This is a genomic window from Thermococcus radiotolerans (assembly GCF_002214565.1).
Lineage (GTDB): Archaea > Methanobacteriota_B > Thermococci > Thermococcales > Thermococcaceae > Thermococcus > Thermococcus radiotolerans.
In genome coordinates, this window is the sequence record NZ_CP015106.1 from 332,226 (window position 1) to 358,980 (window position 26,755).

Consider the following 26,755-nt stretch of genomic DNA (forward strand, 5'->3'; position numbering starts at 1 on the left):
TCCACCACCTCACGGCCTCCTCAGCGGTATATCCCTGAGCCTCGCGTGGGCTCCGCCCATCCAGACGGGGACGCCCTGTCCAGGTTCGCCCTTCCCGCAGGTTCCAGGGAACATCTCGACATCCGTTCCAACGGCATCGACGCTGCTCCACAACGCTCTGGTGGTTATCTCAAGGATAGGCCTCTTGACTGGGTGCTTTATCTCACCGTTCTCGATGAGGTAGGCCTCCCTGCCGATGTATCTCTGCTGATAGCGCCTGTCGTCGATGTTCCACTCGTTGAACGAGACCATGTAAACACCGAGCTTGATGTCCTCAATCAGCTCCTCGAATGAGTAATCCCCGGGTGCTAGGTAGGTGTTGGCCATCCTGACTATCGGTTCGCGGTTGTAGTTTATCGCCCTCGCGGCCGCGTTGGAGCGCTGGCCGAGCTTATAGGCATACTCCCTGTTGGTGAGGAACTCGGTGATTATTCCGTCCTTGATAAGGTAGCGCGGCCTCGCTTTGACGCCCTCGTCGTCGTAGAGGTAGAAGCCCCAGCTGTTCGGCAGGGTCGGGTCCTCTATGACGGTGACGGCTTCACTTCCGATTCTCTCGCCGAGCATGTCTGGCTTGACGAAGCTCTCTCCGGCCTGCGCCGCTTCCCTGCCGAAAATCCTGTCCGACTCGTAGGGGTGCCCGACGCTCTCGTGAACGGCTATGCCTGCCACCTCAGGGCTTATGACCAAGTCAACCTTGCCTTCGGGAGCCTTCTGACCTTCATAAATCAGCTTCTTGAGGGCCTGGACGTCCTTAACCGCCCAATTCCACGGCTCGTCCTTTTCGATGAGCTCCAATCCGCCGGAGAACGCCCTCTGGACGAAGGGAGCCTGCTCCATCTGGCCGTTCTCAAAAACGACGAGGTTGTACATCACCGAGACCCTCGGTATGACGCTCTCGATGAAGGCCCCGTCGCTGTTGGATATTATCTTGTGCCACACCTGATCGGAGTAGCCGAGGTAGCGCATGGGCACGTTTACCCCGGTTGCATTTACCTCCTCCTCGACCTTCCTGAGGAGCTCCATCTTCTCCTCCGGGGAGACGTCCCTGAAGTCCTTGCGCATCTTGACCTCGTAATAAACCTCGTGGAAGTCCTCATCGCTGAACCTTATGGGCTCGTTTCTCACCTTGGAGGCCGCTCTGGCTAGTTTGACGGCCTTCTTGACGGCCTCGCTCACGCTCTCCTTCGTGAGGACGTTGGTGCTTGCGAAGCCCATTCCTCCATCGACCAGAACCCTTATCCCCATTCCCCTGTCGGCGAGTATCTCAAGGCCTTCGGGATTGCCGTTCTTCATAGCCAGAGAAGTGCCGTTCTTCTCCTCAAAGCGGGCCTCGGCATAGCTTGCCCCCAGTTCGAGGGCCTTCTCAACCGCGAACTCTACGAGTTCATGCATGCACATCACCTCGGTTTACTGCATAGAATAGTGCGTCCGGAAGTATAAAAGTCTTTCCGTTAAGATGGCGGTCGAAAAGAGGGCACCTAAACTTTTAGACAAGTTGAAATCAACGGACAAGAGGCTCAAAATTAAACCCTATTGGAAGAAGAGGAGAACTGGAACCTCCAGAAGTTTTAAAACTTCTCCTCGCATTCACACGGCTTCTTTCCGCAGTAGGGGCAGACGCCGGGATATTTCTTCTTCGCCGCTTCCTCAATATCGATATCGAGTAGGTTGGCCAAGCTGGCGAGCCACGCTAAAACGTCGGCGAACTCCTCCTCCATGGCCTCGCGGTCGTTTTTCCTTATCGCCTCGCTCAGCTCGCCAACTTCCTCTACGAACCAGAGAAAGGTTCTCTCCACTCCCCTCTTCGAGTCCTTGTGGAAGTAGATCTCCCTAATCATCTCCTGAAACTCACGTATCTCCATGTTCTCACCTGAGGAAAGGGGAAGAAAAGGGCTTAAAAATCACTCGCTAGCTACCTCGATGAGCTTCCTCATGTGGATCTCAACGGTGTCAAAGACCTCGGCCTCAACGTCCCCCTGCTTCACTATCAGCGGGAGCTCGGTGCAACCGAGGATGACGCCTTCGATTCCTTCCTTCTCTATGTAGCGGTTGATGAGGTCGATCACCCAGTCCCTGCTGGCGAAGTTCTCGAACATAAGCTCCTCGGTGATGATTCTGTTCAACTCGTCCATCTCCCCCTCGTTCGGCGTGATGACATCGAAACCGGCCTCGCGGAGGGCGTTCTTGTAGAAGTCGGCGGTCATGGTTGTCTTCGTCCCAAGGAGGAGAACCCGCCTAACGCCTCTCCTCTTCATTTCCTCGATGAGCGCGTCGATTATGCTCACCATCGGGACGCTCACGGCTTCCTGAACGTCCGGGAAGACGATGTGCGGCGTGTTGGCCGAGAGCGATATTATCTCCGCTCCAGCATTCTCAAGGGCCTTGGCGGCCTTTATGAGTATCTCCTTCCTCCCCTCCCAGCCGTTCGGGTTGTGGATGAACTCCTTGAAGTTTATCGAGTAGATTATCAGCTCGGGAAAGACGTAGGGCTCGAACTTTTCGCGGCTTATCTCCAGGTATTTCTTGTAGTAATAACACGTCGCCTCAGGGCTGGTTCCGCCTATTATTCCTATCTTCCTCATGAGAATCACCAAGAAACGGGACATCCCAGGGTTTATGAGCCTTTTGGAGCATTAGAAGAAAATTTCTTCAAACGTGTAAGAAAGCTTGGTTATCACACCCAGCTCGTCATTCCACGCGCAAAGCGGTGTGCCGTTGTAGGTTCCCTCCAGTATCAGCGGGTCGTACGGTACCGTGCCGAGAAGGGGAACCTCCAGTTCCTCGGAGACGAACTTTTCAAGGGCCTCCAGATTCTTTTCTGGTATGAGCGGCTTGTTGAGAATCACCCAGAAGTCCTCGATTCCCAGGTGGAGGAACTTCCTGATCGCCGAGTCCACCCAGTCGTGAAGGTTCCTCAGGGGCACGGTGCTGGGGTCTATGACGAGCACCTGATAATCGAGCTCCGGGATGAGTGGATGGGCGTCTATCGGAAGGCCCGAGGGAAAATCTATGAGAACGGCGCCGTATGCAGGTTTGAAGTACTCGATAAGAGTCGTGAGGTTTTTGAAGGATAGTCTGTGCCGTATTGGGGCGTTGGGGTCACCCAGGAGGAGGTGCAGGTTCTTTATCTCCATGTACGGATACGTTAACCACTCCAGGTCCATCCTTGGGTTCTCTAGGTAGGCGTGAATCGTGTATTTGGGTGCAATCCCGAACTGGAACGCCAGGTTGGGGAAGTACAGGTCGGCGTCGACGAGAAGGGTTCTGATGCCTCTCATGGCTAGGCAGGCCCCTATGTTCGCAGTTAGGGCGGTCTTACCGCTGCCTTCAAAGCCGGTTATTCCTATGACCACCATCCCTGCTCACTTTGTAATGGCTTCTGACAATAATAAAACTGGGCGGCAAGGTTCAAAAATCTTTTCTTGAAAGTTAAAAAGAGGGAAGAGGCATCACTTGGGCATCTCCCTGACGTGAACATCGAGCTGCGGGAACGGTATCTCTATGCCCTCCTTTGTGTAGAGCTCGTAGATGCCCTTCGTCAGGTCCCCCTTGACTGCCCAGTAGTCCTCGGTCTTGGTCCAAGCGCGAAGTTGTAGGTTGATGGAGGAATCCGCGAGTGCCGTTATAGCAACGGCCGGCTCTGGGTCGCTCAAAACCTTTGGATGGCTCTGGATCAGATCCATGGCAAGCTTTATGGCCCTGTCGAGGTCCGTGCCGTAGGCGACGCCTATGTCAACATTAACCCTTCTCGTTGGCATGCGGGTGTAGTTCACGATTATGCTTCCCCACACGAGCTTGTTGGGTATCGTGATTACCTTGTTGTCGGGGGTTTTGAGCTCGGTGCTCATAAGTCCGATGCCGCTGACGCTTCCTGTCTGACCCGAGACCTCAACGACCTCCCCTAGGTCTATGGGCCTAAGGGCGGTGATCCAGACGCCCGCGGCGAGGTTGGTGAGCGTATCCTGCAGACCAAAGCCCAAGATCAAGCCTATGACGGCCGATAGGCCGAGGATGAGCGGGGACACGGAGATACCGACTGCCCCCAACGCCACTATTATGATGACGACGTAGAGCAGTACCGCCAGAAACCTCCCCAGGAACTCAACGACCAGAGGGGGGAGCTTCGTCTTCCTCATACTCTTCTTGAAGAGCGCGACCAGAATCTTTGCCACAATGTAGCCCACTATCAGGATTATCAGTGCCGATACTAGCTGGAACGGCGTAGCCCCTATGTAGGGCAGGGGCTCATCGAAGGCTACCATACTATCACCTCGAATGGTTTTAGAAGAATTGGTTAAGAAGGTAAAAAAGTTTTCCCTTCATCGACCGAGAATCGAAGTTATTTCGTCCCAGAGCCTTTCGGCGAGTTCTCTTTTACTCATCCTCGGAATCTTTCGTACCGACTTCTCCGTCACTAGCAGAACCTCGTTCTCCTCACTACCGAAGGCCTTTAGCGTGTTTGCCACGACGAGATCGCTCCCTGCCCTTTTGATCTGCTTTCTCGCCGCTTCGATGAGCTCCTCCTCGCTGAGGCCGGTTTCGGCTTTGAAACCGACGAGGAAGGTATCGGGCTGAAGTTCCTTAACCCTGTCTATTATCTTCGGCGTTGGCTCAAGCTCAAGCGTTAAGGCCTTTCCGCTCTTTATCTTTACGCTGGCCTTCTCCTTAACGCGGAAGTCGCTCACCGCGGCGGCGAGGATGACAATGTCATATTTCTTGGCCTTTAACTCGTTCTCTATCGCCCGGAGCATTTCTTCAACGGTTTCGACCTCAACCTGGTTCTCTACGAAGCTGGGAACGCTCCCCCTCGTCCTGATGAGCGTGACCTCCGCTCCCCTGAATTCCGCCTCCTCCGCTATGGCGATCCCCATCCTGCCGCTGCTCGCGTTGGTTATGTACCTTATCGGGTCGATGTACTCCCTCGTGGCACCGGCCGTTACGAGAACGCGCTTTCCTTCGAGGGTCTTTGGATGGAGCTTTTTAATGACGCGGTAGACTATCTCGTCTATCGAGGCGACCTTCGCCTTGCCCTCCTCGAATCTTGGGCCTATGAACTCGACGCCGAGCCTCTTGAGTTTCTCGATGTTCTCGACGACTATCGGATGCTCGTACATGGTGGAGTGCATCGCAGGGGCAATCATTATCGGTGTGTGGGCGAAGGCCGTCGTCACAACGGTTGTAACGGGTGTGTCGTCTATACCGCAGGCGATTTTCCCTATCGTGTTTGCAGTTGCCGGGCAGACGAGGATCAGGTCGGCCTTGTTCTCGTGCTCTCCAGCTAACTCGACGTGCTCTATGAAGCCGGTGATTTCCGTCACGACCGGATTTCCGGTGGCGAACTCCATCGCGTAGGGATGGATGATCTTTTGAGCATTCTCGCTCATGACGGCGTGGACTTCCGCGCCGTGTCGAATAAGCTCCCTGGCAAGTTTTACACACTCAACCGCCGCTATGCTGCCGGGGATTGCAAGAACGATTTTCTTCCCTAGAAGCTTCCGGCTCTTGGTGGCGTGAATAAGCTTAACGTGGTGAAGCATGATGACACCTCCAGAAGGGGTTGCACTAACTCATATATAATACTTAGGAGGGACTCAGAGTTCCCTCACGGCGTCGTCTTCGAACTTGCTAACCTCTTCCTTGGTGCCCACCCATACGACTATGGTCGGCTCCACGGTTATCATCCCGTCCTGTATCATGGGCTTGATTTCGCATATCGCTTTTTCTATCTTAAAGCCCCTGTCCACGACCTCTATCACGATGGGTAGGTCCGTTGAGAGCCTCATAACGTCGGCGGAGTGAACGCGGCTCTTCTTCCCAAAGCCGTAGATGCCGCGGTACACCGTTGCCCCGGCGATGCCCATCTCGCGGAGTCTCTCCACTATCGCCTTGTAGAGGGGCTTTCCATCAAAGCGGTCGTTCTCGCCTATGTAGATGCGAAGGCGAAGCGTGTTCCAGTGTTCCACCTCAACCACAAAATCACCTCCTTGCAAGGACGAACCCGAGGAATACTAGGCCTAGTGTGATTATAACGTTTGCCGAGACGTTCAGGATAGCCACGAGGTACTCCCTCTCGCGCAGGAGCGAAAAAGTCTCGTAGGAGAACGTTGAGAACGTGCTCAACGCCCCGCAGAAGCCCGTTCCGAAGAAGAGCCTCCACTCGGTTGAGACCCCGATGCCCCAGAAGAGCAGGCCGTAGAGGTAGCCGAGGATCAAGCTGGCTATGCTGTTCACGAGGAGCGTTCCAACCGGAAAGTCCCTGTAAACCGGCAGTATTCCCGAGATGTAGAACCTCGCAAGCGCACCGAGGGCGCCGCCGAGCATTATTGCGGTCATTATTCTGAAGTTCATCTTCCCACCCCTGGATTCGCGGCCTTCTGCCTTCTCCCAGCATGCATCCCGAGATCCCTACTTAAGATTTTGGGAGGCTTCTCATCGGAGGATTCCCCTGGATGGTGACAATACCCTTAAATAATTCCCCGCCGCCCTATGTGATGTGGCTACTATGCCTGGCATCCCGAGCTTTGAGTTTGGAATAGAGACAATCGCCCTCGCCTCGCTGATGGTTCTCCTCTCGGGCATACTGGCGATGCTCATCAGCCGGAAGACGAAGTTTCCATACACACCTCTCCTCGTTCTCCTCGGTGTTCTCGTGGGCCCTGTTCTGACCCTGATACTTCCCCAGACCGCCAGGATGCTCTTCTACTACGTCCGCGCCTTTGGACTCTTCTTGGTTCTCTTCGCGGCGGGGTTCAGCCTCAGACTCGCTGTTCTCAAGGAGCACAAGCTCGTCATAACTCTGCTCGACACGATTGGCCTTCTGGGAACTGCCATCTTAGCCGGCTGGTTCTTCTCGTGGGCCTTCGGCGTTCCCTTCCCTGTTGGCTTCCTCTTCGGGGCGGTGGTTTCTGGCACCGACCCCGCGACGCTGATACCGCTCTTTCAGGAGCACAAGGTCCCGGAGGACGTCGAGACGGTAATCATCACCGAAGCCATATTCAACGGTCCCCTCGCGATAATTCTCACGATGGTGGCCCTGTTCCTCATAATCCCGGAGATTCCCGGCTACGCCCCGGTCGAACCGGTCTTGGAGGGTGCCGGCCTCTACGTTGCAGCTATCGTCTACTTCCTCTACCAGATATTCGTCTCTGCCATCATTGGGGCAGTTATAGCCTACATAGCATACCAGGCCATAGTGCGGCTCGGCCTCTACAGAAGCCCTTACACACAGATACTCGGCCTGGCGATGGCCTTCGGGGGCTACGTTGTTGGAGAGTTCGTCGGTGCCTCGGGATTCCTCGTCGTTACAATAATCGGCCTCATCCTCGGAAACCACCGCGATTTCTTCAAGAGGAAAAGCAGTAAGGTGGACGATGCCGTGGAGAGAAACATGGAGTTCAACGACGTCCTCTCGACCTTCTCGGTTATATTCATCTTCGTGCTCCTCGGCGCGAGCCTTGATCTCACGGACCTGCAGTGGGGGACGATAGCCACATCGCTCATGGTGGCGCTGTTCGTGATATTCGTCGCCAGACCGCTGGCCTCCCTCGTTGTCCTGCCCTTCACTGGCTTCAAGCGGTTCCTCTTCATCTCCCTTGAGGGGCCGAAGGGTGCCGTTGCCGCGAGCATGGCGATACTGCCTGTCGTCCTTGGCAGGGCCTACAACAGTCCCGAGATGATCGCGTGGGGAGAGCTGATACTGAGCGCCGGGCTTATGACGGTTCTGCTCTCGATGCTGCTGGAGTCGGCGTGGGTTTCGCTTCTCAGGGAGAGGCTCCTGGATTAGTCTGTCCCGAAGTTCAGGTAGTAGTGTATCTTCTCCTCAACTTCACCGTAGTCCCTCTTCGGAAGTCCCAGCCGCTCTCGGAGCCTCTTGTTCTCGGCTATCATTGCCGAAAGCTGTATGGCGAGGTTCTGGTTGTCCATGGCGATGTAGTAGGAGCGGAACTTCAGGGGAGACCACTTGCCCTCCAGCTCGTAGAGTTCCTTTTCAAGCCGGGATATCTCTTCCTTGAGTCTTTCGAACGTTTCCTCGTTGGCTTCTGGGTCGTCGTCGAGGTAGCCGTGAAGAAAGATTATCCTGATTGCCTCCTCCACCCGGAAGTCGTAGCGTTCGCAGAGCTCCCTAATTCTCTCCATAGTTTCGTCCGGAATCTTGAATGTTACCCTCCGCCAGCCCCTCTTTGGTCTCACGGTAAGCTTCATCTCCTCCTGGCCTCCAGCTCCGCCCTAAGCTTCTTGTTTTCCTCGCTGAGCTCTTTTCGAAACGCCATCAGGAACTCCTTGTCGCGCTTTGCAGTCTCCTCGAATTCGGTTAGTTCTATATAACTCGCCTTCATCTCGATGAACCTCTTCTCGACCCTCTCCCTCTGCTCGATGAGGAAACGCAGCTTTAGAACCCTCAAAGTCCTCTCAAGCCCCTCCAAATCCCGAAATCTCTCCGTTATCTCGCGTTTGTTCTTCCTTATCCTGGCCAGTTCGTCGTTCGTGACCTCTATCTCCACGGGAAGCCCCTCCGAACTTCAGAGGAACCGCTCCATGAAATCCAGCACTGCCAGGGCCCTGTACGTGTTCTGGAAGTTCGAGATGCCCAGCTCCAGAGAGCGTCTGAAGCCGCCGTTGGGATTCTGTAGCTGGCGTATGAACCAGACGTGCCGCCTTGGGCAGCTTGGGGCCTCGCCCTGAAGTTCCAGCCCCCTGGCCGCGTAGAAGGTCGGCTCAAGGTACGGGGGTAGGCTGTAGGGAACCTCGGTGAAGCCGCCCCAGTCGCCGCAGAGCTCGCAGTTCTCGAAGTGCGGACTCCTTGGTGGCCTGTAGCCCAGGGTGCGGAGCGTGTAGAGTGCTTGGTAGGTCATCGTCGTCGTGGGGCTCTTGACGCCGTAACCGTTGCCGTTTCTGAACTTCATAACGAAGGCCCTTATAGATTCCTTTTCGTCGGTGCTGAACTCATAGCCTATGGCTTTGAACGCCTTGACCACCCAGTAGGTTGCCTCCAGTGGCGTCGCCGTTCCAAACTCCTCGCTCCCACCTAGGCCGACGGCGAATTTGTCCTCCAGCGGATTGTACTTGGTGAAAACGATGTCGCTTTTCTCCCTCGCAAGGTCCCTGGCCTCAAGCAGGGCAAGGCCCTCGAGGACCATCGCTATCGCCACCACCGCCGTCTGGGGCTGTACTGCCTTCTCCAGGAATTCGATGGTCTTTTCCCTCTCCGGAATCTCGAGCCCGAGGAGGTCGTGAATCTTGACCGCGTAGTAAGTATCGTTGACGTTGGTATCGTTGAGGACGCTGACGAAGCAGTAGCCACCGTCCTCGTGGCGTCTCTCCTCGATGTACCTGATGAGCGAATCAGCGTTAATGAATCGTCCAATTTCATAAAGCTTCGAGCCCATTCTACCGCCTCCTTAAGGTTTTGACGGAGAACAGGCGTCATCAGCCCTCGACGGGCGGTTCGGCTCGAAGCCCGGGCGGACGCCATCGCCCGAAAGACCATCTGAACGGCGTTTAAAAACGTTTGTGGTGCAATTACCTAATAACCTAAAAATTTAATAAGCATAAAACGGCCTTTCATTTGTGATGAAATCATGGAATTCATAGCCTTCACATACGTCGGGAACTTCGTGAAGGAGGAGGTCATAAGGGAGGTCGTGTTCAACGTATTTGACGAGGCCAATCATTTCTTCGAGGAGAGCGATATCCCCCTGCGGTTTCTGTACATCGGGAAGCTTAAGCTTGAGCCCGGGTACCTGATAAGCCTGAACACCCCCGAAGGCAAGGTCAGGGTTTATCCCCTCGAGGCTCTGGTCGACGTCCTCCACGCCAAGCTTCTCAACGAGATAGAGGAGCGGCCAGACATCAAGATGAACAAGATATTCGCCCTGACGACCTTCCCGCTAGTCTCTCGCAATCCCTACTTCGATTTCTTCGAAAAGTTTCTTGGGATACACGAAACGCGGATCGGCCTCAGGATTATGGTGCTCTCGATGAGGCCATTTGAACCCCCTGAGCTCTCAGAACTCCTGAAGAAGCCCGGAGAGAATGGAGATAGAGAGCTTCTGAGGTCCAAGCTTGAGCTCTTCAAGAACCGCCTCCTCAAGGGGGTTCTCCACGAGGTCGGCCACAGCTTTGGCCTCGACCACTGCACCAACAACTGCGTCATGAACTCGCCATCGAGCATGGAGGAATGGGACTCCAGGATGCTCGGCTACTGCGATTCCTGCTTCATCAGCCTCAAGAGGGCCGTTGAATGGTCCGACCTCAACCTCAGGGATTGAGCGATGAGGCAAACGTTTTAGGGGTTTGAACGTACAGCATCGTGATGTGGCGCAGGAGATTTTACAGGTACGGACCCGAGGGCGCGAGGAGGGCCCTACCCCGCTACTTCTCGATCCTCGATGGGGAGGCCGAGCCGGTATTTTTCAATGCAAGAAAGGTTGCGGTGAGCTTTAGCGAGGATGTCCCTCTCGACGAGCTCTGGAACGAGCACGCCGATGGTATGGACAGACTGAGGGACAACGACCTCACCGAGGCCCCGGGGAAGAGCCTTCTCGACCTCAAGGCGCTCATCGCCAACAGGATTCTGGAATCGTGCACCCTCTGCGAGATAAAGTGTCGCGTTGACAGGAGGAAGAGCATCGGATACTGCCGCGTTCGAGAGAGTCTCGTTGCGAGCGACTTCCTCCACTATGGGGAGGAACCCGAGCTGGTGCCGTCTTACACCGTCTTCTTCTCCGGCTGCAACTTCCGGTGCGTTTTCTGCCAGAACTGGGACATCAGCCAGTATCGCGTTGGGGTGGAACACGTTCCCGAGTTCATGGCACTGAAAATTGGGGAGGCGTTCAAACGGGGCGCCAGGAACGTTAACTTCGTCGGCGGCGAGCCGACGCCCAACCTGCCATTCATTCTGGAAACCCTGAGGCACGTGACCGTTCCGATTCCCATCGTCTGGAACTCCAACATGTACATGAGCGAGGAGGCCATGAGACTCCTCGATGGCGTGGTTGACGTTTATCTCGCAGATTTTAAGTGGGGAAACAACGTCTGCGCCAGGAAGTACTCGAGGGTTCCGAGGTACTGGGAGATCGTGACGAGGAATTTCCTCCTCGCTAGGAAGCACCTTGGGGCGGAGTTCCTCATACGGCATCTGGTCGTTCCGGGACACCTCGAATGCTGCACGAGACCTGTGCTCGAGTGGATATCCAAGAACCTCGGGCGTGACGTGCGCCTCAATGTGATGTTTCAGTACCGGCCGGAATACAGGGCGGATGAGCATCCTGAGATCAACAGGGGGCTTAACGCGGATGAAATGCAGAAAGCCGCCGAGATGGTTGAGAAGTTCGGCTTCAGAAACGCCCTAGTGGGCTAACCCCCTGCCCTAGCGAGTCTGAGAGTCTCCATGAAGCGCTCCACTTCGTCCTCGGTTCCCTCAACGGTCACGTTCCATCGGGGCATACCGTGGAATGGCTCTGCGTCTTTTACCGTGATGGAAACCCCCGCCCCGGATTTTTTGAGTATCTCCTCCAGCTCGTGAGGTGGTATCGCGGTCGTTATCTGCAGTCTCATGGTGGTCATGCTCGACGCGGAGGGTTTTATCGTTTCCGGAACCGTAAAGTTTATAAAGAATCTCACATATGCAATATTACAATTACACATGGAGAGGTGAAGTGACATGAAGAAGTTGCTGGCTGGATTTATGGCTTTGGCCGTCTTCGGCCTCGTGTTTGGGGCCGTTGCGGCCTATCAGGGCACTCCAGGACCGAACCCGGAAGTTGAGAGAAGCACGGCTATGGCCTACGCCAAGGGCATGGGACACGGAAACGGCGGCATGATGGCCGGAGAGGGGACTCCCTACATGGGCCTCGGTGTGAAGTCGGCCAACCTAACCGAGGTGAGCGTTGACCCTGCCGAGGTAACCGACTATCTTGCCCAGGTCTCGGTTGAGGAGTTCACGAACAACCGCGGCATAACCGTCCAGAAACTCGTCTACGAGGGCGATCACGTCGGGAAGGTCGTTGGCGATTACGACCTCACCCAGCTGAGCGTTTACGCCGCCTACGAAACCTCCAACGGCGTTAAGGTTTTCCTAGCCTACGACGGGGACATAGTGGGCTTCGTTTTCATGAGGTGAGCCCACTGCCTCCTTCACTTTTTTTGATTTTTAAGCCAGAGAACGTCCGTTCTATGGGCTTTCCACAAGCTTTCTCGCTTCCTCGAGAACCTTCGCCGCGTGGCCCTTCGCCCGGACGTTGAGTTTCTTCCAGACGATTTCGCCGTTCGGGTCGAATATGAACGTGCTCCTTATCACTCCCTCGTACTCTTTCCCGTAGCGCTTCTTCTTGCCCCACGCTCCGAGGGCCTTTATCAGCTTTACCTCTGGGTCGCTGAGTAGCCTGACTTTCAGCCCGTGCTTCTCCTTGAATTTCATGTGGCTCTTCACGGAGTCCTTTGAGACGCCTATAACCTGAAAGCCGAGCCGTTCAAATTCGGGGAGAAGCTCCGTGAACTCCTTCGCCTCGGTGGTGCAGCCCGGTGTGTTGTCCTTGGGATAGACGTAGAGAACGGTCCATTTGCCACCCAGAACTTCGAGGAGTGAAACTTCCTTCCCCTCTTCATCAAAAACCATGACTTCCAGTGGGTTCATTCCATCACCCTCCCCAATTAGGAGATCCTAACTCATAAACGTTTTGCGTGGGATAAGATTATTTAGGAATGGATTGAATTGTTCCATTAGGTGGGAACATGAAGCTTCCGTCTCACAAAACTAAGATAGTTGCCACGATAGGCCCTGCCTCGATGAACAGGAAGACCATCGAGGCCATGATAAGGGCCGGGTTGAGCGTCGCGAGGATAAACTTCGCCCACGGTGACCTTGAGCAGCATGCTAAGACGATCGAGACCGTGAGGGAAGCCTCTGAGAGGCTCAACCGTCCGGTGGCGATCCTCGGAGACCTCCCCGGGGTCAAAATCCGAGTTGGGGAGATACTCAACGGTTCCGTAACGCTGAGACGATGGCAGACGGTGGTTCTGACGACGAGGGACGTCGCCGGAACCGAGGGCGAGATACCAGTGGAGTTCAAGGAGTTTCCAAAAATGGTGTCCAAGGGGGACGTCATATACCTGAGTGACGGATTCATAGCTTTGCGCGTTGAGGACGTTCGCGGTCCGGATGTTGTCTGCAAGGTTCTCGTGGGAGGGACCCTCTTCTCCCACAAGGGCATCAACGTGCCGAAGGCGAGGATGGCGATAGATGCCGTGACCGACAGGGATTTGGAGTTCATAGAATTCGCGATTGAACACGGCATTGACGCCGTAGGTATAAGCTTCGTCGGCTCGGCCTACGATGTTCTCAAGGTCCGGAGATTCGTGGAGGAGCGGAAGGGGAGTCTCTTCATAATCGCGAAGATAGAAAGGCCGGACGCCGTGAAGAACTTCGACGACATACTCTGCGCCGCCGATGGAATAATGATAGCCAGGGGCGACCTCGGTGTTGAAATGCCCATCGAGAAGCTCCCCGTCCTTCAGAAGAAGCTCATACACAAGGCCAACGTTGCCGGAAAACCCGTGATAACCGCCACGCAGATGCTGGAGAGCATGACCGAGGAGAAGTTGCCCACTAGGGCGGAGGTCACGGATGTGGCGAACGCTATCTTGGACGGCACCGACGCGGTTATGCTCTCTGAAGAAACTGCCGTTGGGAAGTATCCCGTCGATGCGGTTAGAATGATGGCGAGGATAGCCAAGACGATAGAGGCATACAGGGACTCCCAGTGGTCCGCGCGCATCATCGAATGGAAGATGACCCGCTGGAGTGAGAAGGGCCCGAAGAAGGGCACGATAAAGGACACGATAGCCAGGAGCATCATAGAGGCGCTTAACTCGATGGACATCAAGTACATACTCACCCCAACGAGAACTGGAGAGACGGCAAGGCTCATATCGCGCTTCAAGCCGAAGCAGTGGGTTCTGGCATTCGCCACCGACGAGCACGTTGCCAGGAGTCTGATGTTCTCGTACGGTGTCTACCCATTCGTCGTCACCGAGACCAGCGAGGAGGAGATACTGCGTCTCATACGGGGGCTGGGACTGGTCAAAGAGAACGACCCGGTTCTCCTGACCAAGGGGACGCCGATAGGAAAGACGGTCGGCACGAACACCATCCGGATATTCACGGTTTGATGTTTTTTATTTTCAGGTGATTGGAGTGAGGACGTTCATAGTCAAGGCCAACAAAGCTCACACCGCCCCGGATTTCAAACTCAAGGACCTCCCGGGCACAAGCGGCAGAATAGACCTTCTGTGTAGGTTCTTAAACTCCGCTTTTCTCCTGTCCCACGGCTTCAGAAAAAACGTCAGGGTGTGGCTGAGTCTCTACGGTCCGCCAAACCCGCCGAAGGCGATAAGGTTCGAGGGCCAGGAGATGAAGCCAAAGACCCTCAACCCAGATGAGCTCAGCACCGCTAAGCTTATAATCCGCGCCCTTAAGGCCGCCGAAGGCTTGAAGGGACCGAGCAAAGAGGTCGAGGTTCTACCGGGCATCTACGTGAGCAACATGACCTTTGAGGATATCGTTAGGAGAGCCCTCAGGGGCTCCACCCTCTACTACCTCCACGAGGAGGGGAGGCCGATAACCGACGTGAGTTTCCCCCAGAACGTGGCCTTCGTTCTCGGCGACCATGAAGGGTTAAGAAAAGAAGACGAGGCCTTTCTAGCGGGAATAGCGCAAAAAATAAGCGTTGGGAGGAAGAGTTACCTTGCATCCCACGTGGTCGCCTACGTGAACATATTCCTTGACTCCCTCACTCCTCCGCCCTGAGCTTCAGCGAGGTGTGCTCCTGCTTGAGCTCCTCCAGCTTCTCCAGTATCTTTTCGCTGGTCTCCCTGAGCTGCAGTGCCAGCTCCTCGAGCTCCTTTATCTGCTCCTCGAGGGCCTTCTCGCGCTCCTCGATTTCCTCCATGGCCATCGCGAGCTTCTCTTCCTCGTTCTTTCTGTAAACCTCGATGTTCAGTCCCTCGTAGTCCCATTTGATGGTCCCATCTTCAATACTGAACGGCACTGTTATCCTGACGACGTCGCTCTTCTCAACGCCGAGCTCCTGGAGCTTCTCGAAGATTTTCTGGTTCAGCTCTCCCGCCGCCCTGACGACCTCTCTTGGATCGACTTTCTTCCGCGTCAGTGCGAAGAGAACGCGTCTCACCTTGTAGGCGTAGCCAGAGGCACGAACGAATCCCGTACTCAGCCTCATGGTCACCACCATAAGTGTTTTATCCCTTGGGAAATAAATAACTAACGGTGAGAAAAATGAACATCCTCATATTCGGCCCTCCGGGAAGCGGCAAGTCCACCCACTCAAGGACCATAACCGAGCGCTATGACCTGACGTACGTCTCCTCCGGCGATATGATACGTGCCGAGATAGAGCGCGGAAGCTCCCTCGGCAGGGAGCTACAGAAGTACCTTGCGCGCGGGGAGCTGATACCGGACACCGTTGTGAACACACTGATAATCTCTCGGCTGAGGCGCGACAGGAGGAACTTCATCATAGACGGCTACCCAAGAACCGCGGAGCAGGTTCTGGCCCTGGAGAACTACCTCTACGACCACGGCATGAGCATAGACGTCGCCATAGAGATATCCATATCCAGGGAGGAAAGCATCGAGAGAATCTCCGGAAGGAGGATATGCTCGAAGTGCGGTGCCGTGTACCACCTGAGGTATAGGCCCCCTAAAATTCCCGGAAAATGCGACATCTGCGGTGGAAAACTGGTGCAGAGGGAGGACGACCGGCCGGAGATAGTTGGAAGGCGCTACGACCTCTACGTGCGGAACATGGAGCCGATCATCAAGTTCTACAAAAAGCAGGGCGTGTACGTTAGAATAGACGGGCACGGTGGAATAAACGAGGTCTGGGAGAGGATAAGACCCCTCCTGGACTACATCAGGAACCGGGAGTCTCCTTCCCCAGGAGGCTCATCAGCTCCCTGACCTCATCGCTTTCTGCCAGCTCCTCGGCTTCCTTCTCGATCTCGACCTTTCTCTTTAGGATCGACGCGAGGGTTTTATCCTCCGGGTCGAGTATCTTGACCTCAACGGGGATGACCCTCTTTGTCAGGGTTTTGAGGTAGGTCCTCGTCTTGTGCCTCAGCTTCTTTTCCAGCCCTCCCTTCTCCTCAGGAGGAACGGGGTGTTCCATCTTAAGGACTATCGTGAGGATGTGGGGCTCCTCAATGGGCACAGTCACCGCGAGGGCAGAGAAGCGCACGTTCCACTCACGCAGGGTTATCATGAGGCCCTTTCCGAGGCGTTCTAGAACGTCCCTCATCTCATCCGGGCCGTTGACTACGAGCTTGGCGGCCCTCTCCGGGTGCTCCTCCCTGGGATGTTCGTCCACTACCTTGAAGCCAGATATCGCAAACCTGACCCCGTAGACCTTCCCGAAGGTTTCCGTGGCGTCGGAGGCAAGTTTCTCAAGGAGGCCGTAGACGAAGGGGTCCACCTCCATGGAGAGGAACCTCTGGAGCCCCCGGACCTTCAGGAAGAATATGAGGTTCAGAATCCTATCCTCCGGCTGGACGAAGACGGTGAGCTCCTCCAGCGATGCCCCAAAGGCCTCAACTGCTTCCCTAATCCTTCCCGCGAATAGTTTGTCAATGATTGGGTAGTACTCTGGTGGTTTAACGGTCAGCAATTCCAACACTCCGTTACTAAATACGACGAAATCACTTTAAGGGTTTTCCATACAGAGATACTTGGTGGTTCCATGCGGATTAAATTCTACGCCACGTTTAGAGAGCTGGTCGGGAGGAAGGAGGTGGAGGTTCACGGTGTAAAAACCGTGCGCGAGCTCATTGAGTATCTCTCGGAACACTACAGCCCTGAGATTAAAAAACAGCTCATTGAAACGGAGCGCATTAACGAGGACAAGCCGGTTGATGGGATGATACTCGTCAACGGTCACAACGTTCTTCACCTGAACGGGCTCGACACCGAACTTAAAGAAGATGATGAGGTTCACATATTCCCGCCGGCGGGGGGAGGATGATGGCGGTTGCCGAGCTGTGCCTGTTCCCACTGGGGACGGAAACGCCGAGCGTGGGAAAGTACCTGGAGCCCGTACTGGAGGTCATCAGGGCGAGCGGCCTCAAGTACAAGCTCTGTCCGATGGGTACGGTCGTTGAAGGCTCGGTGGAGGAAATCCTCGACCTTGTGAAGGCCTGCCATGAGGCCATCTTCAGGGCAGGGGCCGAGAGGGTCGTCATAAGCCTGAGGATAGACGACAGGATTGATAAACCCCTGACGATAGAGGGCAAGATGAGGGTGTGATATGGCCGAGTACTTCGACAGGATAGCGGACAGGTACGACGAATGGTATCGGACGAAGACGGGCAGCTACGTTGACAGAATCGAGAAGTGGCTCGTCTTCTCAATGCTGCGGTCGAAGTCCGGAAAGGCGCTTGATCTCGGCTGTGGGACGGGCAACTATACCCTTGAGCTGAAGAAGAGGGGCTTCGACGTGGTTGGGCTGGACGCCAGCGAAGGTATGCTAGAGGTGGCGCGGAAGAAAGGTCTGGAATGCATAAAAGGAGACGCCTACAGCCTGCCGTTTCCAGAGGGGAGCTTTGATTTGGTTTTGAGCGTCACGATGTTCGAGTTCCTCCATGAGCCTGAGAAAGTAGTGGCCGAGATAAACCGCGTCCTGAAGCCCGGCGGCGAGGTTCTCATAGCCACGATGAACGGACGGAGCGCGTGGTTCTTCTTCAAAATGCTGAAGAGCCTGTTCGTGGAGACCGCTTACAGATACGCCCGCTTTTACACTCCTGCCGAGCTTGAGGGCCTGCTCAGGGACGCGGGATTCGTTGAGGTGGAGAGCGCTGGGGTGATATACTTCCCTTCATTCTGGCCCTTCCTCGGCCTGGCCGAGGGGGTTGACAGGAAGTTTCACAGGCGCTGCAAGGGCTTGGCCGCCTTCATAGCCGTCCGGGGAGTGAAGCCTTGAGAAGGATAAGGCTGATAACCCGTGAGGAGGCATGGAAACGGGCCGAGAGGATAAAACGGGAGTACGAGGCTATGCACGGCATTGAATTCGAACTTGAGTCGGCGTTTATCCCCCTGGATGACGTCGTACCGACCCAGGCGGCACTGAGCGAGGTCAAGCTCTTGGTCGTTCTCCAGGAGATAAAGCACGGCTACGACGCGCCGATCATAGTCATACCTCATAAGGACAAGTACTACCTCCTAGATGGCCATCACAGGGCCTTTGCCCTGAAGAAGCTGGGATTTGAGAGCGTTGAGGCGATTATAATCCGACCCAGGGGCAGTTTTGTGCCGGGCGTTATCAAAACGACGGAAAAAGAGGGGCTAAAAAGGCTCGAAGATGTGAAAATAGTGAGGGATTAACCCTCCCACACCACGTACTCCTTCTTCGTGATGAAGATTGGCTCCACCCTCTTCCTGACCACGACGACTTTGTCCTCACCGTACTTCTGGTAGAGCTTCTGGATGTAGCCCTCAAAGACGCCGTCGGGCATTGATGCCTGGGCAGGTATATCATTGTCCCCCGCGGTGACGCTTATTCCTTCTTTGACCGGCACATAGGTTATGATGTCCTGGTGGGGTTCGAGGTAGAACTTCTCCTGGTAGATGTCCTTGCCGTTGGGTGCAACGTAATAGACGATGCTCGCCCTGAGGTACAGGTCAACCGTACGCTCCTCCCTGAACGCGGCGGTGAGTTTAAGCTCTCCGCTCTGTCCTTCACCGAGAACGTAGCTCGGGTTGACCTCCTTTCCATTGACGTAAACCGGTCCGTCGAGGACTCCGACCGGACCGTCCTGAACCAGAACGAAGCGGTACTTGGTGGCGTTGGGTATCGTCAGGTTCACCTCGAGCGGGGTCTCGTTGAGGTGGTCCATGTTGATGTTCTCTGCCAATACCTCCCTCTTCACGAGCACGCTGCCGTTGTAGGCCTCGAAGATGAGAGTGGCGTCCTTGGCGTCCCTTCCGAAGGCAGATATCCAGAGCCGCAGCTTCTGATCCCCGAGCGGGAGCTTTCCACCACCGAGCGTGCTGTAGAAGGCCTTCCACGTACCGTTCTCGAATTTGTCGATCCTGTAAACCGCGAAGGGCCTGAACTCATAGGTCGAAACGCCACCGTCCCTGTGAACGGGCTTGAAGTTGGCGAAGAGCATCTGGGCGTCCCACGGTTCGAAGGAGAAGGGTATCTGGAACGCCAGCCTCACGAAGTTGCTGAAGGCTATCTTCTGGTACGCCAGAAGTCCGTAGCCCTGGAAGACGTAGAGGACGTAGGGTATGTCACCCCTTCCCTGTATGACCATTCCCTTGGTGAGGTCTATGGTGAAAACCGGCTGGTAGGAGTACTTTCCAGTGTTGATGTACACCACGGTCTTTCCGCTCTCGTTGACGTACTGTATGTACTGCATTGGAATGACCTGGAACATCGGGCTCTTCCTGTATTCACCGTAGGTTATCGCACCACCGAGGTAGCTTATGGCGTTGAACTTATAGATGTCCTGCTGCCAGACGATGAGGTAGTTCAGCTCCCAGGCTTCGAAATCTTGCTCGCTCTCGTTTCCGTAGTGGGAGAAGAAGTCCGCCACGATGTAACGCCTGTCGTAGGCGTGACCACCGTCCGTGGCGGAGCGTCTGTGGCTGAGCAGGCTGGACTCAATCCAGTAGCCGTAGTCCCACCAGCTCGTGGCGCTGTCGAGGGGATTGCTGTTCTCCTTGAGCCAGGTGAGGGAGTTGACCCAGTCCGCCGGAACTGAGCCCTGGCTCTTCGCGGTGTTGGTGGCTATGCTGTTCATATACTGGGCTCCGATGACGGGTAACGGCAGGAATAGGAGCATCAGAAGAACGGCGTAGAGTGCCTTGGTAGTCATGCTCTCCTTCATCTCTTCGACGAAGAGGAAGATCTCCCCTATGGCAACGCCGGCCAGCAGGAGTATGGCTCCCGAGGCCTGGAACACAAAACGAACCGCCAGGAGAAGCAGATAGAGAGAGCCGATGTAGTAAGTGACGAGGAATATCTCCTTGTGGCCGGTCAGGTCGTTCCTGGCGAGCTTCCTAACGAACCTCGCGGCGACTATGAGGAACCCCACGGCGGAGAGGATGAATATTATCGCGTCCTTGGTTTTGACACTGTAGTAGGCCTTTATGGTGTCCCAGTCCGTCTTTGCGAGCTCCGCAACCGTCTGGTAGAGGGGGTTTGACTGTGTGGCGCTTCCAAGGAACTTGAGGAGGTCCCTACCAAAGTAGCCGTAGAATGCTAGAATTCCGAGAACTGCAATAACTGCGACGGTGCCAAATCTGTGCTTCTTGTCCGAATAGTTGAGTCCTGTCCGTTCTCCATAGAGCATTATTCCTGCAAGAATACTCAGGGCGATAAGTCCCTCTATTGAGAAGATTATGAAGCTTCTTATCCCGATGAGTCCTGTGTGGGAGAACGCTAGTCCAAGAACGAGTGAGAGACCGTAAATTGGATAGAAGTCCCTCACGAACCTCTTTAGAGGGTCCATCATCCCAAAGATGAAGAACACGACTGTGGTAACACCTGCAAAGAGGAGCAGGATTCCAAGACCAAATTGGCTTCCGGTCCACGCGGCCATGTACAGGACGCTCATCAGAAGGAACAGGCTCCCCGAGAGGATTTTCCTCCAGTTCCACTCTTTCTCATCGAGGTACACCATGAGAAGGAACACAGCGTAGAGGAAGAACATCATGAACGGGCCTTCTCCACGGTTGTTGCCGGAGTATGTCTTGCTGAAGTTGGCGTAGGAGAACATCATGAACGCTGCCGTCCAGAGGCCGGCCCAGTTGGAGTGGAGCTTCCTTCCGAGGAGATACGCCGCTATGATGGTCATTGCTCCAACGAATGGTGGCCAGAGCTTGAACGCTCCCAGCGTATCGTAGCCGAAGACCGAGACGATTTTATAGAATACCGCTTGGATTGTGTAGAGGCCCAAATAGCCACCCGCCTTTATTCCCGTTGGGGGATCCGCGTAGGCGAAGTACTTGGGAATCCATTCGTGAATGGCTATCCTGTACATCTCGTAGTGGAAGAAGGTGTCCGGGTCAAGGAAGGTCTTGTAGTTGGAAGTGATGTTCCTTATCCTGAAGCCAACGTAGGCCAGTATGAGGACTATCAGGGGGATTCCATAGGCCTTGAACTTCTGATAGTACTCAGGGAGGGAGGTTTTCTCTCCCTTCTTCTTTCGTTTTTCCTTAACTTTCGTTTTTACCATCCAAACCACCTCATTCAACGGTGACTGACTTGGCCAGATTTCTCGGCTTGTCGGGGTCGTTGCCCCTCAAGACCGCCAGGTGATACGCGAGTATCTGAAGGGGAACAACGTAAACTATTGGAGTGAGGAGTTCGTCCATCCGGGGCATCTCAAGGAAAACGTCCGAGACCCTCATCAGCTCGGCCCGGTCCCCAACGCTTATTATGTACGCCCCCCTCGCTTTGGACTCCTCGATGTTTGAGACGACCTTGTCGAATGTCTTTCCGCTCGGGGCTATGGCCACAACTGGAACACCGTCCTCGAGGAGTGCCAGGGGGCCATGCTTCAGTTCGCCGGCGCTCAGACCTTCCGCGTGGATGTAGCTTATCTCCTTGAGCTTGAGTGCCCCCTCAAGGGCCGTTGGAACGCTTATGCCCCTGCCGATGTAGAAGAAGTCCCTCTTTTCCTTGAGCCCCTCGGCCAGCTCTCTCAGTGACTCATCATGCTTGAGAACGTCCTCTACAAGTTCTGGGACAGTGTTGAGTTCCTTCTCCAGTCTCTTAAGGTACTCATCTTCAGCGGTTCCGAGGACCCTCGCCAGCTCGAGGGCGAGCATCGTGAGAACCGTCAGCTGGGTCGTGTAGGTTTTGGTGGCAGCGACGCCTATCTCGGGCCCGGCGTGGGTGTAGAGTGTGAAGTCGGCTATTCTGGTCGCCATGCTCCCCACAACGTTGACTATCGCGAGAACCTTCGCTCCCTTCCTCTTGGCCAGCTTCATGGCGGCTAAGGTATCGGCGGTTTCCCCGCTCTGTGTTATCGCTATGACGAGGGTGTTTTCATCTATAACATCCTCAAGCTCGTAGCGGAACTCGCTCGCGTCCTCAACTATGGGAACCCTCTTAGCCAGTCTCTGGAAGAGGTACTTGCCGACCAGGCCCGCGTGGTATGAGGTTCCCATCGCCACGATGAATATCCTGTCGTACTTGGCTATCTCTTCCGCCACCGAGTGAATTATCTCTGCATTTCCATGGAGGGCGTCCCTTATGGCCTTTGGCTGTTCGTGTATCTCTTTGAGCATGAAGTGGGGATAGCCAGCCTTTTCTGCCATCTCAAGGCTCCACTCTATCTCGTGGACGGGCTTTTCGATCCTCTCCCCGGTGTCGAGGTTCTTGACGGTCCACGAGTCCTTTGTGAGGACGGCGTATTCCCTGTCGTCCAGAAACACGACGCGGTTCGTGTACTCAAGGAAGGCCGGGACGTCGCTGGCGGCGAAGTTCTCCCCCTCCCCGATTCCAAGGACGAGGGGACTCTCGTTTCTCACGAAGTACAGCCTGTCCGGTTCTTCGGTGTATATTATGCCGAGCGCGAATGAGCCTTTGAGCCTGAGGAGTGCCCTCCTCATTGCCTCCTCAAAGCTCCCCCCTGATTTGAGCTCCTCCTCGATGAGATGGGCTATAACCTCGGTGTCAGTATCGCTATCGAAGCGATGACCCCGTTTGAGGAGCTCCTCACGGAGCTCGCGGTAGTTCTCGATTATACCGTTGTGGACGAGGGCGATCTTGCCGGTGCAGTCGGTCTGGGGATGGGCGTTGATATCGTTCGGAATCCCGTGGGTGGCCCAGCGGGTGTGTCCGATTCCCCTCTCGCCGGGCATTTCGAGAAAGCCGAGCTTCTCAGCGAGTTCGTCTATTCTCCCGGCGCCCTTCTTTATGTGAAGCCGTCCGCCCTCGGCCGTGACGATTCCGGCCGAATCGTACCCGCGGTATTCGAGTCTTTTCAGACCTTTAACAATGACTTTGCAGGCCTGCCTGTCTCCGATGTAGCCGATTATACCGCACATTACCTTCCACCCGCCTCGCTTACTCTTTCCCTAAATAAATGCCGGAAGTTAAAAGCGTTTCTCAACGGTGGTTTTCTGGTGGGTTCATATGGCCTTTGGTTCAACCCTCGATGGGAGGAAAAGCCTTTATACCCTGCGGTCTATCCAATCTGGGTGTGCCGATGAACAGGAAGCTCGACGAGTTCCTTGAGGCGGTCTCACCGAAGACCACAGCGGACACGGAGGACGGCGGGGGGAGGAGAAAGAAGAAACGCCTGAAATCAACCAGTCTGGAGTCTTTTCTCCCTGAGGAGCACGTGAATTACTTCAAGCGGCTCCGCATAGGGTCAAAGAAGATAAGGAACGCTAAAATAGAGGAGCTATAGCCCCTCCGCTATTATCGCCTTCTTTCCGAACTGGAAGACGAATGCCCTTCTATCGCCCTTTAGGTTCGCCTCTATCCTTCTCCTGACCTTCCAGTACTCCCCCTCCGGCACGCTTATCCTGAGGGTTGCTCTTCCAAAGCCTTCCTTCCTGAGAAAGTCGTTTATCCTGACCGGATGGAAAGGTAGGACACCCACAACGACGTACGTCCTCTTGAGGTATGAGCTCTTGATTTCCTCCTCTCCGGTTGCTAAAACGCGCCTTTTCTCGCGGAGGAGCATCTTGACATCTGCGTTTAAGGCATGGAACAGCTCATTTATTAAATCGGCGTAGTCAACGCTCTGGGGGATCTCGTAGAGGTATTGGCAGGGCCTTTCTGTCCACTCGACTACCTTCTCCAGATTGGGGTCACTCTCAAGCCTTGCCCCCGCCGGCAGGATGACGGCGCTCCTCTCGACCCTCGCCAGGGGCTCGGTGTAAAAGGTCAGCCTGTTGAGTGCGCCGAAGAGGTCTATGTATTCGAACTCTCCCCTCCAAGGAACCCTCTCGCGCCTCATCTGGGGCGGCAGGTCGAAGATGAACGCGTCCGTTTTGGATTTGTATGCTTCATGCACCTCCAGGGGGCTTGGCAGAAGGTCTTCCAGCCTCCTCTCGGGCATTTCGGGCGGCCGAGCTGGGTCTGAGAATATTACCTCAGCGTCTATCCTCTCGATGGTATCCCTGCTGAGTGAATCGGCGTTTATGAACTCGATGTTGTGGACGCCATAGCGTTCGGCGTTCCTCCGCGCGAACTCGACTTTTAGGGGGTCGATGTCGATTCCATAGGCCCTCTCGACCTTCATCGCGTAGAAGATCAGCTGGATGCCGATCCCGCAGGAGACGTCTGCTATGCTCTTGATTCCAAGCTCCCTCAAGCGTTCGGCACGGTATTTAGCTACGACCTCGTGGGTGGCGTAGCGGAGGCCCTCCAGATCCATCCAGAGGTCGTTCCGGGAGAACTTGTCCTTTGCCCGTATTCTGGCCCTCGCTATCTCGGCTATGAGCTCCCACTCCTCACCGAGCTTGGCGCGGAGCTTCCTCTCGTCGAGGCCCCTGCGTATCATCTCCACCGCGAGTTGAACCTGCTCCTCGGTTATCATCATGTTCGAACCTTGGGGAGAGGCTTAAAAACGTTGCCGCGCTAATCTACCCGGTGGTAAAATGGACTGGAAGAGGGTCCTCTTCATTGCGATTTCGGCCGTTATACTGATCGGTTCATTCTGGTATCTCTACGATTTCGCCTCCCGTTCCGATCTCAGGGATTACATCGGGGACGAGGTCTGGTACGTTCCCGCCAGCAGAAACGTTCTCTACAGGCTTGGGGTTAATCTTCACTACGTGAACGAAACGACGAACTCGGCTGGAATAAACGTCATCTTCTCAAACACGAGCGTTCGGATAAAATACCAGTACGACGTCGAGAAGATTGCCCTCCGATACAATGCAACCTACGAGATGGAGTACCTCAAGTTTCCGGGCGTTTACTTCGAGATACCCGTGGACAACGTGGAAGACTTTCTCAACGCCCTGTCCGCAGAAATACCGGCGGATGCCTACTACGTAGTCCCGGGCTACAGGTATCCCGACAAGGAGAACATCCAGAACTACCTCAACACCGAGCACCCCTTCTTAGGAAAGGACCTCATAATGCTCGGCATGCTCGCCGAGGACAAGCCCATAAACTGGCGCCTGCCCGGAATAATTGCCTTCGTTCTGATAGGCGTCCTGGTTGTTCTCGCAACGTACAGGATAAGCGGCAGCTACCTCGCGGCGCTTATAGCTCTCATCTTTGCCGTCGCAGACCCAACCCTAGAAGCCACCGCCGTAACTGCCATGCTGGACATCCACGTGGCACTCTTCGTGGCGCTGTTCACGATGCTGCTGGTCTACGAGCGGAGGAAGTCTTCCGCCTTTGCAGTAGGCCTCGCTGCCGCCGCCAAGCTCAGTGGAGCGTTCGGCTACCCCGTGCTCCTCATAAGGGCTTTTAAGGGCGAACGGAAGCTGACGAGCTTTCTGCTTACCATAGCAATCCTTCCTGCACTGGGATTTCTCATCCCCAACCTGGTGGCTATAAGGGCGGTGGGCTTCGAGCAGTGGGTGGACGACATACTGGGCAGCTTCCGCTGGCACCTCTCGAACAAGGGCGGCCATCCCGCGGCTTCGCCGGTTTGGGAGTGGTTCATAAACAAGAAGGCCTTTCCCTTCCACTACAACCCCAACATATTCGCCCAGACAGACCCGTTCCTGCTCCTCAGCATGGTTCTGTTCATACTCGCCCTTCCCTGGCTGTACCGGAGAAAGGGGAAGCTTCTGATACCGTACGGTGTGTTCTGGAGCACGGTTGGGTTCTTCGTCCTCCAGTACCTCCTCGGGGGAACGACCCAGTTCAGCTTCTACGCGACCGTCCTTATCCCGCCGGCCGCCATCGTCATGGGAGTTGCGTTGAAGGAGCTCCTGCGGTGGGAGGCCTTCACGGATTCCCTGTGGCTGTACCTGGAGTGGCTGTTCGAGATAAGGGACAGAATAAGGCTGAGGCTGGGGAGGTAGCTATCTCAGAAACTCGTCCAGGCTGACCTGTCCTTTCCTCTTCGGTTTTTCGGCCTCTCCCTCTGCCCTCAGCTTCTCCTCTATCTTCCTCAGCGTCTTCCAGCTCCGCCTGACTATCGGTGGGAACTCGCCGTGCCCCTTGTAATACTCCTCGAGGAACTTCCTTGTCCTCGGATCGCTAGGATAGCCGCTCCCGATCTCGCCGTACTCCTCCTTCAGCTTCTCTATTGCCCTGTCGCGGGCCACCTTCGCTAGGATTGAGGCCGCCGAGACCGGCACGAACTTGTCGTCGGCCTTGTGCTCCGCCACTATCTCGGCCTCAAAGTTCAGCTTTGCCTTTATCTCCTCGCCGAAGCGGGCCTCCTTCACGTCGGCGGCGTCAATGTATATCACGTCAGGCGTCACTTTGAGCGAGTTGAGGGCCTTAACGAAGTTCTCCACCTCGAACTCGTTTAAAGTTCCCTCGCGGGAGTCTATCTCCTCTGGCGGGAGCTCCAGAATCACGTAGTCGTCCAGAAGCGCGATTATTTCGTCGAAGAGCTTCCCACGCCTCTTTGGAGTCAGCTTTTTTGAGTCCTTGACTCCCATCTCTCCGAGCCTGGGAACGTTTTTCTCATCCACCACAACGGCCGCTATCGCCATAGGGCCTATCACTGGCCCTCTTCCAGCCTCGTCGATTCCAGCAAGCTTTCTGCCCAA

The 26,755-nt window shown here is 55.2% G+C and carries 32 protein-coding genes and 1 riboswitch; of the genes, 13 read left to right on the forward strand and 19 right to left on the reverse strand.

All coding sequences use genetic code 11. From position 1 onward, the window contains the following. Positions 1 to 9 precede the first annotated feature (9 nt). From A3L10_RS01835 to crcB, 8 genes are all read right to left on the reverse strand, one after another. Positions 10 to 1,431, reverse strand: a complete 1,422-nt coding sequence (locus A3L10_RS01835; protein WP_088866137.1) for a TldD/PmbA family protein — start codon at positions 1,429 to 1,431, stop codon at positions 10 to 12. Positions 1,432 to 1,607: 176 nt separating this feature from the next. Further along, positions 1,608 to 1,901, reverse strand: coding sequence for a MazG nucleotide pyrophosphohydrolase domain-containing protein (locus A3L10_RS01840; RefSeq protein ID WP_014011770.1), 294 nt, complete (start codon positions 1,899 to 1,901; stop codon positions 1,608 to 1,610). Positions 1,902 to 1,940: 39 nt separating this feature from the next. Beyond that, positions 1,941 to 2,621, reverse strand: a complete 681-nt coding sequence (locus A3L10_RS01845) for an aspartate/glutamate racemase family protein (protein WP_088866138.1) — start codon at positions 2,619 to 2,621, stop codon at positions 1,941 to 1,943. Positions 2,622 to 2,672: 51 nt separating this feature from the next. After that, positions 2,673 to 3,395: a MinD/ParA family ATP-binding protein gene (locus A3L10_RS01850; protein WP_088866139.1), complete on the reverse strand. Its 723-nt coding sequence runs from the start codon at positions 3,393 to 3,395 to the stop codon at positions 2,673 to 2,675. 93 nt (positions 3,396 to 3,488) lie between these two features. Beyond that, positions 3,489 to 4,301 carry a mechanosensitive ion channel family protein gene (locus A3L10_RS01855; RefSeq protein ID WP_088866140.1) on the reverse strand — a complete coding sequence of 271 codons (813 nt, stop codon included), beginning with the start codon at positions 4,299 to 4,301 and terminating at the stop codon, positions 3,489 to 3,491. A gap of 57 nt (positions 4,302 to 4,358) precedes the next feature. Next, on the reverse strand, positions 4,359 to 5,576 hold the full coding sequence (gene coaBC, locus A3L10_RS01860) for a bifunctional phosphopantothenoylcysteine decarboxylase/phosphopantothenate--cysteine ligase CoaBC (protein ID WP_088866141.1): 1,218 nt from the start codon (positions 5,574 to 5,576) through the stop codon (positions 4,359 to 4,361). Positions 5,577 to 5,630: 54 nt separating this feature from the next. After that, entirely contained in the window at positions 5,631 to 6,011 is a 381-nt protein-coding gene (locus tag A3L10_RS01865; RefSeq protein ID WP_088866142.1) for a DUF190 domain-containing protein, read from the reverse strand. Positions 6,012 to 6,015: 4 nt separating this feature from the next. Continuing rightward, positions 6,016 to 6,387 (reverse strand): fluoride efflux transporter CrcB, encoded by a 372-nt coding sequence (gene crcB, locus A3L10_RS01870; RefSeq protein WP_088866143.1) that lies wholly within the window; start codon positions 6,385 to 6,387, stop codon positions 6,016 to 6,018. Positions 6,388 to 6,541: 154 nt separating this feature from the next. On the opposite strand from crcB, the gene A3L10_RS01875 reads away from it, so the two are divergent. After that, entirely contained in the window at positions 6,542 to 7,822 is a 1,281-nt protein-coding gene (locus A3L10_RS01875) for a cation:proton antiporter (protein WP_088866144.1), read from the forward strand. Here A3L10_RS01875 and A3L10_RS01880 read toward each other — a convergent pair. Genes A3L10_RS01880 through A3L10_RS01890 form a run of 3 tightly spaced genes read right to left on the reverse strand, consistent with a single transcriptional unit; the run spans position 7,819 to position 9,425 of the window. After that, positions 7,819 to 8,241, reverse strand: coding sequence for a hypothetical protein (locus A3L10_RS01880; RefSeq protein WP_088866145.1), 423 nt, complete (start codon positions 8,239 to 8,241; stop codon positions 7,819 to 7,821). The two genes, A3L10_RS01875 and A3L10_RS01880, sit on opposite strands and share 4 nt — an antisense overlap. Further along, complete coding sequence (locus tag A3L10_RS01885) at positions 8,238 to 8,540, reverse strand: hypothetical protein (protein WP_088866146.1); 303 nt, start codon at positions 8,538 to 8,540, stop codon at positions 8,238 to 8,240. The genes A3L10_RS01880 and A3L10_RS01885 overlap by 4 nt, the downstream gene beginning before the upstream one ends. Positions 8,541 to 8,558: 18 nt before the next feature. Then, complete coding sequence (locus A3L10_RS01890; RefSeq protein ID WP_088866147.1) at positions 8,559 to 9,425, reverse strand: prenyltransferase/squalene oxidase repeat-containing protein; 867 nt, start codon at positions 9,423 to 9,425, stop codon at positions 8,559 to 8,561. A gap of 24 nt (positions 9,426 to 9,449) precedes the next feature. Beyond that, a riboswitch (Fluoride riboswitch) is annotated at positions 9,450 to 9,524 on the reverse strand. 93 nt (positions 9,525 to 9,617) lie between these two features. Between A3L10_RS01890 and A3L10_RS01895 the strand changes: the two genes are divergently transcribed. Further along, a complete protein-coding gene (locus A3L10_RS01895) occupies positions 9,618 to 10,307 on the forward strand; it encodes a zinc metalloprotease (RefSeq protein ID WP_088180489.1) in 690 nt (229 codons plus the stop codon). A gap of 44 nt (positions 10,308 to 10,351) precedes the next feature. After that, on the forward strand, positions 10,352 to 11,398 hold the full coding sequence (locus A3L10_RS01900) for a radical SAM protein (RefSeq protein ID WP_088866148.1): 1,047 nt from the start codon (positions 10,352 to 10,354) through the stop codon (positions 11,396 to 11,398). On the opposite strand, the gene A3L10_RS01905 is transcribed toward A3L10_RS01900, so the two are convergent. Then, on the reverse strand, positions 11,395 to 11,595 hold the full coding sequence (locus A3L10_RS01905; RefSeq protein ID WP_088866149.1) for a TIGR04140 family protein: 201 nt from the start codon (positions 11,593 to 11,595) through the stop codon (positions 11,395 to 11,397). The genes A3L10_RS01900 and A3L10_RS01905 overlap by 4 nt on opposite strands. A 106-nt stretch (positions 11,596 to 11,701) precedes the next feature. Between A3L10_RS01905 and A3L10_RS01910 the strand changes: the two genes are divergently transcribed. Further along, a complete protein-coding gene (locus A3L10_RS01910; protein ID WP_088866150.1) occupies positions 11,702 to 12,160 on the forward strand; it encodes a hypothetical protein in 459 nt (152 codons plus the stop codon). A gap of 51 nt (positions 12,161 to 12,211) precedes the next feature. Here A3L10_RS01910 and A3L10_RS01915 read toward each other — a convergent pair whose 3' ends face one another. Continuing rightward, the gene (locus A3L10_RS01915; protein WP_088866151.1) at positions 12,212 to 12,673 is read right to left on the reverse strand and encodes a peroxiredoxin; all 462 of its coding nucleotides are present in this window, start codon (positions 12,671 to 12,673) and stop codon (positions 12,212 to 12,214) included. A 98-nt stretch (positions 12,674 to 12,771) separates the two neighbouring features. Here A3L10_RS01915 and pyk point away from each other — a divergent pair, with 98 nt between their 5' ends. Both pyk and trmY read left to right on the forward strand, forming a co-directional pair. Beyond that, a complete protein-coding gene (gene pyk, locus A3L10_RS01920; protein ID WP_088866152.1) occupies positions 12,772 to 14,208 on the forward strand; it encodes a pyruvate kinase in 1,437 nt (478 codons plus the stop codon). Between the two features lie 25 nt (positions 14,209 to 14,233). Beyond that, positions 14,234 to 14,845, forward strand: a complete 612-nt coding sequence (gene trmY / locus A3L10_RS01925) for a tRNA (pseudouridine(54)-N(1))-methyltransferase TrmY (protein WP_088866153.1) — start codon at positions 14,234 to 14,236, stop codon at positions 14,843 to 14,845. Here trmY and A3L10_RS01930 read toward each other — a convergent pair. Next, the gene (locus tag A3L10_RS01930) at positions 14,829 to 15,275 is read right to left on the reverse strand and encodes a single- stranded DNA-binding family protein (RefSeq protein WP_088866154.1); all 447 of its coding nucleotides are present in this window, start codon (positions 15,273 to 15,275) and stop codon (positions 14,829 to 14,831) included. The genes trmY and A3L10_RS01930 overlap by 17 nt on opposite strands. Before the next feature lie 56 nt (positions 15,276 to 15,331). On the opposite strand from A3L10_RS01930, the gene A3L10_RS01935 reads away from it, so the two are divergent. Further along, positions 15,332 to 16,015 carry an adenylate kinase gene (locus A3L10_RS01935; protein ID WP_088866155.1) on the forward strand — a complete coding sequence of 228 codons (684 nt, stop codon included), beginning with the start codon at positions 15,332 to 15,334 and terminating at the stop codon, positions 16,013 to 16,015. Here the strand turns inward: A3L10_RS01935 and A3L10_RS01940 are convergent. Beyond that, complete coding sequence (locus A3L10_RS01940) at positions 15,969 to 16,724, reverse strand: hypothetical protein (protein WP_157726869.1); 756 nt, start codon at positions 16,722 to 16,724, stop codon at positions 15,969 to 15,971. The two genes, A3L10_RS01935 and A3L10_RS01940, sit on opposite strands and share 47 nt — an antisense overlap. Positions 16,725 to 16,790: 66 nt before the next feature. On the opposite strand from A3L10_RS01940, the gene A3L10_RS01945 reads away from it, so the two are divergent. From A3L10_RS01945 to A3L10_RS01960, 4 genes are read left to right on the forward strand one after another with little or no spacing between them, the layout of a single operon-like run. Continuing rightward, positions 16,791 to 17,072, forward strand: coding sequence for a ubiquitin-like small modifier protein 1 (locus A3L10_RS01945; protein ID WP_088866157.1), 282 nt, complete (start codon positions 16,791 to 16,793; stop codon positions 17,070 to 17,072). Next, positions 17,072 to 17,353 carry an MTH1187 family thiamine-binding protein gene (locus A3L10_RS01950; RefSeq protein WP_088866158.1) on the forward strand — a complete coding sequence of 94 codons (282 nt, stop codon included), beginning with the start codon at positions 17,072 to 17,074 and terminating at the stop codon, positions 17,351 to 17,353. The genes A3L10_RS01945 and A3L10_RS01950 overlap by 1 nt, the downstream gene beginning before the upstream one ends. 1 nt (position 17,354) lies before the next feature. After that, positions 17,355 to 18,026: a class I SAM-dependent methyltransferase gene (locus A3L10_RS01955; protein WP_088866159.1), complete on the forward strand. Its 672-nt coding sequence runs from the start codon at positions 17,355 to 17,357 to the stop codon at positions 18,024 to 18,026. Then, on the forward strand, positions 18,023 to 18,427 hold the full coding sequence (locus tag A3L10_RS01960; protein ID WP_232461002.1) for a ParB/RepB/Spo0J family partition protein: 405 nt from the start codon (positions 18,023 to 18,025) through the stop codon (positions 18,425 to 18,427). The genes A3L10_RS01955 and A3L10_RS01960 overlap by 4 nt, the downstream gene beginning before the upstream one ends. On the opposite strand, the gene A3L10_RS01965 is transcribed toward A3L10_RS01960, so the two are convergent. Both A3L10_RS01965 and glmS read right to left on the reverse strand, forming a co-directional pair. Further along, positions 18,424 to 21,288: a peptide transporter gene (locus tag A3L10_RS01965; RefSeq protein ID WP_088866160.1), complete on the reverse strand. Its 2,865-nt coding sequence runs from the start codon at positions 21,286 to 21,288 to the stop codon at positions 18,424 to 18,426. The genes A3L10_RS01960 and A3L10_RS01965 overlap by 4 nt on opposite strands. A gap of 10 nt (positions 21,289 to 21,298) precedes the next feature. Then, on the reverse strand, positions 21,299 to 23,107 hold the full coding sequence (glmS, locus tag A3L10_RS01970; RefSeq protein WP_088866161.1) for a glutamine--fructose-6-phosphate transaminase (isomerizing): 1,809 nt from the start codon (positions 23,105 to 23,107) through the stop codon (positions 21,299 to 21,301). A gap of 161 nt (positions 23,108 to 23,268) precedes the next feature. Between glmS and A3L10_RS01975 the strand changes: the two genes are divergently transcribed. Next, the gene (locus tag A3L10_RS01975; protein WP_088180473.1) at positions 23,269 to 23,472 is read left to right on the forward strand and encodes a PCNA-inhibitor; all 204 of its coding nucleotides are present in this window, start codon (positions 23,269 to 23,271) and stop codon (positions 23,470 to 23,472) included. On the opposite strand, the gene A3L10_RS01980 is transcribed toward A3L10_RS01975, so the two are convergent. Further along, positions 23,467 to 24,609, reverse strand: coding sequence for a methyltransferase domain-containing protein (locus A3L10_RS01980; RefSeq protein ID WP_394335106.1), 1,143 nt, complete (start codon positions 24,607 to 24,609; stop codon positions 23,467 to 23,469). The genes A3L10_RS01975 and A3L10_RS01980 overlap by 6 nt on opposite strands. Positions 24,610 to 24,670: 61 nt before the next feature. Here A3L10_RS01980 and A3L10_RS01985 point away from each other — a divergent pair, with 61 nt between their 5' ends. Continuing rightward, entirely contained in the window at positions 24,671 to 26,056 is a 1,386-nt protein-coding gene (locus A3L10_RS01985; RefSeq protein ID WP_088866163.1) for a dolichyl-phosphate-mannose--protein mannosyltransferase, read from the forward strand. Here A3L10_RS01985 and rnhB read toward each other — a convergent pair whose 3' ends face one another. Continuing rightward, a complete protein-coding gene (gene rnhB, locus A3L10_RS01990) occupies positions 26,057 to 26,755 on the reverse strand; it encodes a ribonuclease HII (RefSeq protein ID WP_088866164.1) in 699 nt (232 codons plus the stop codon). It lies immediately after the preceding gene.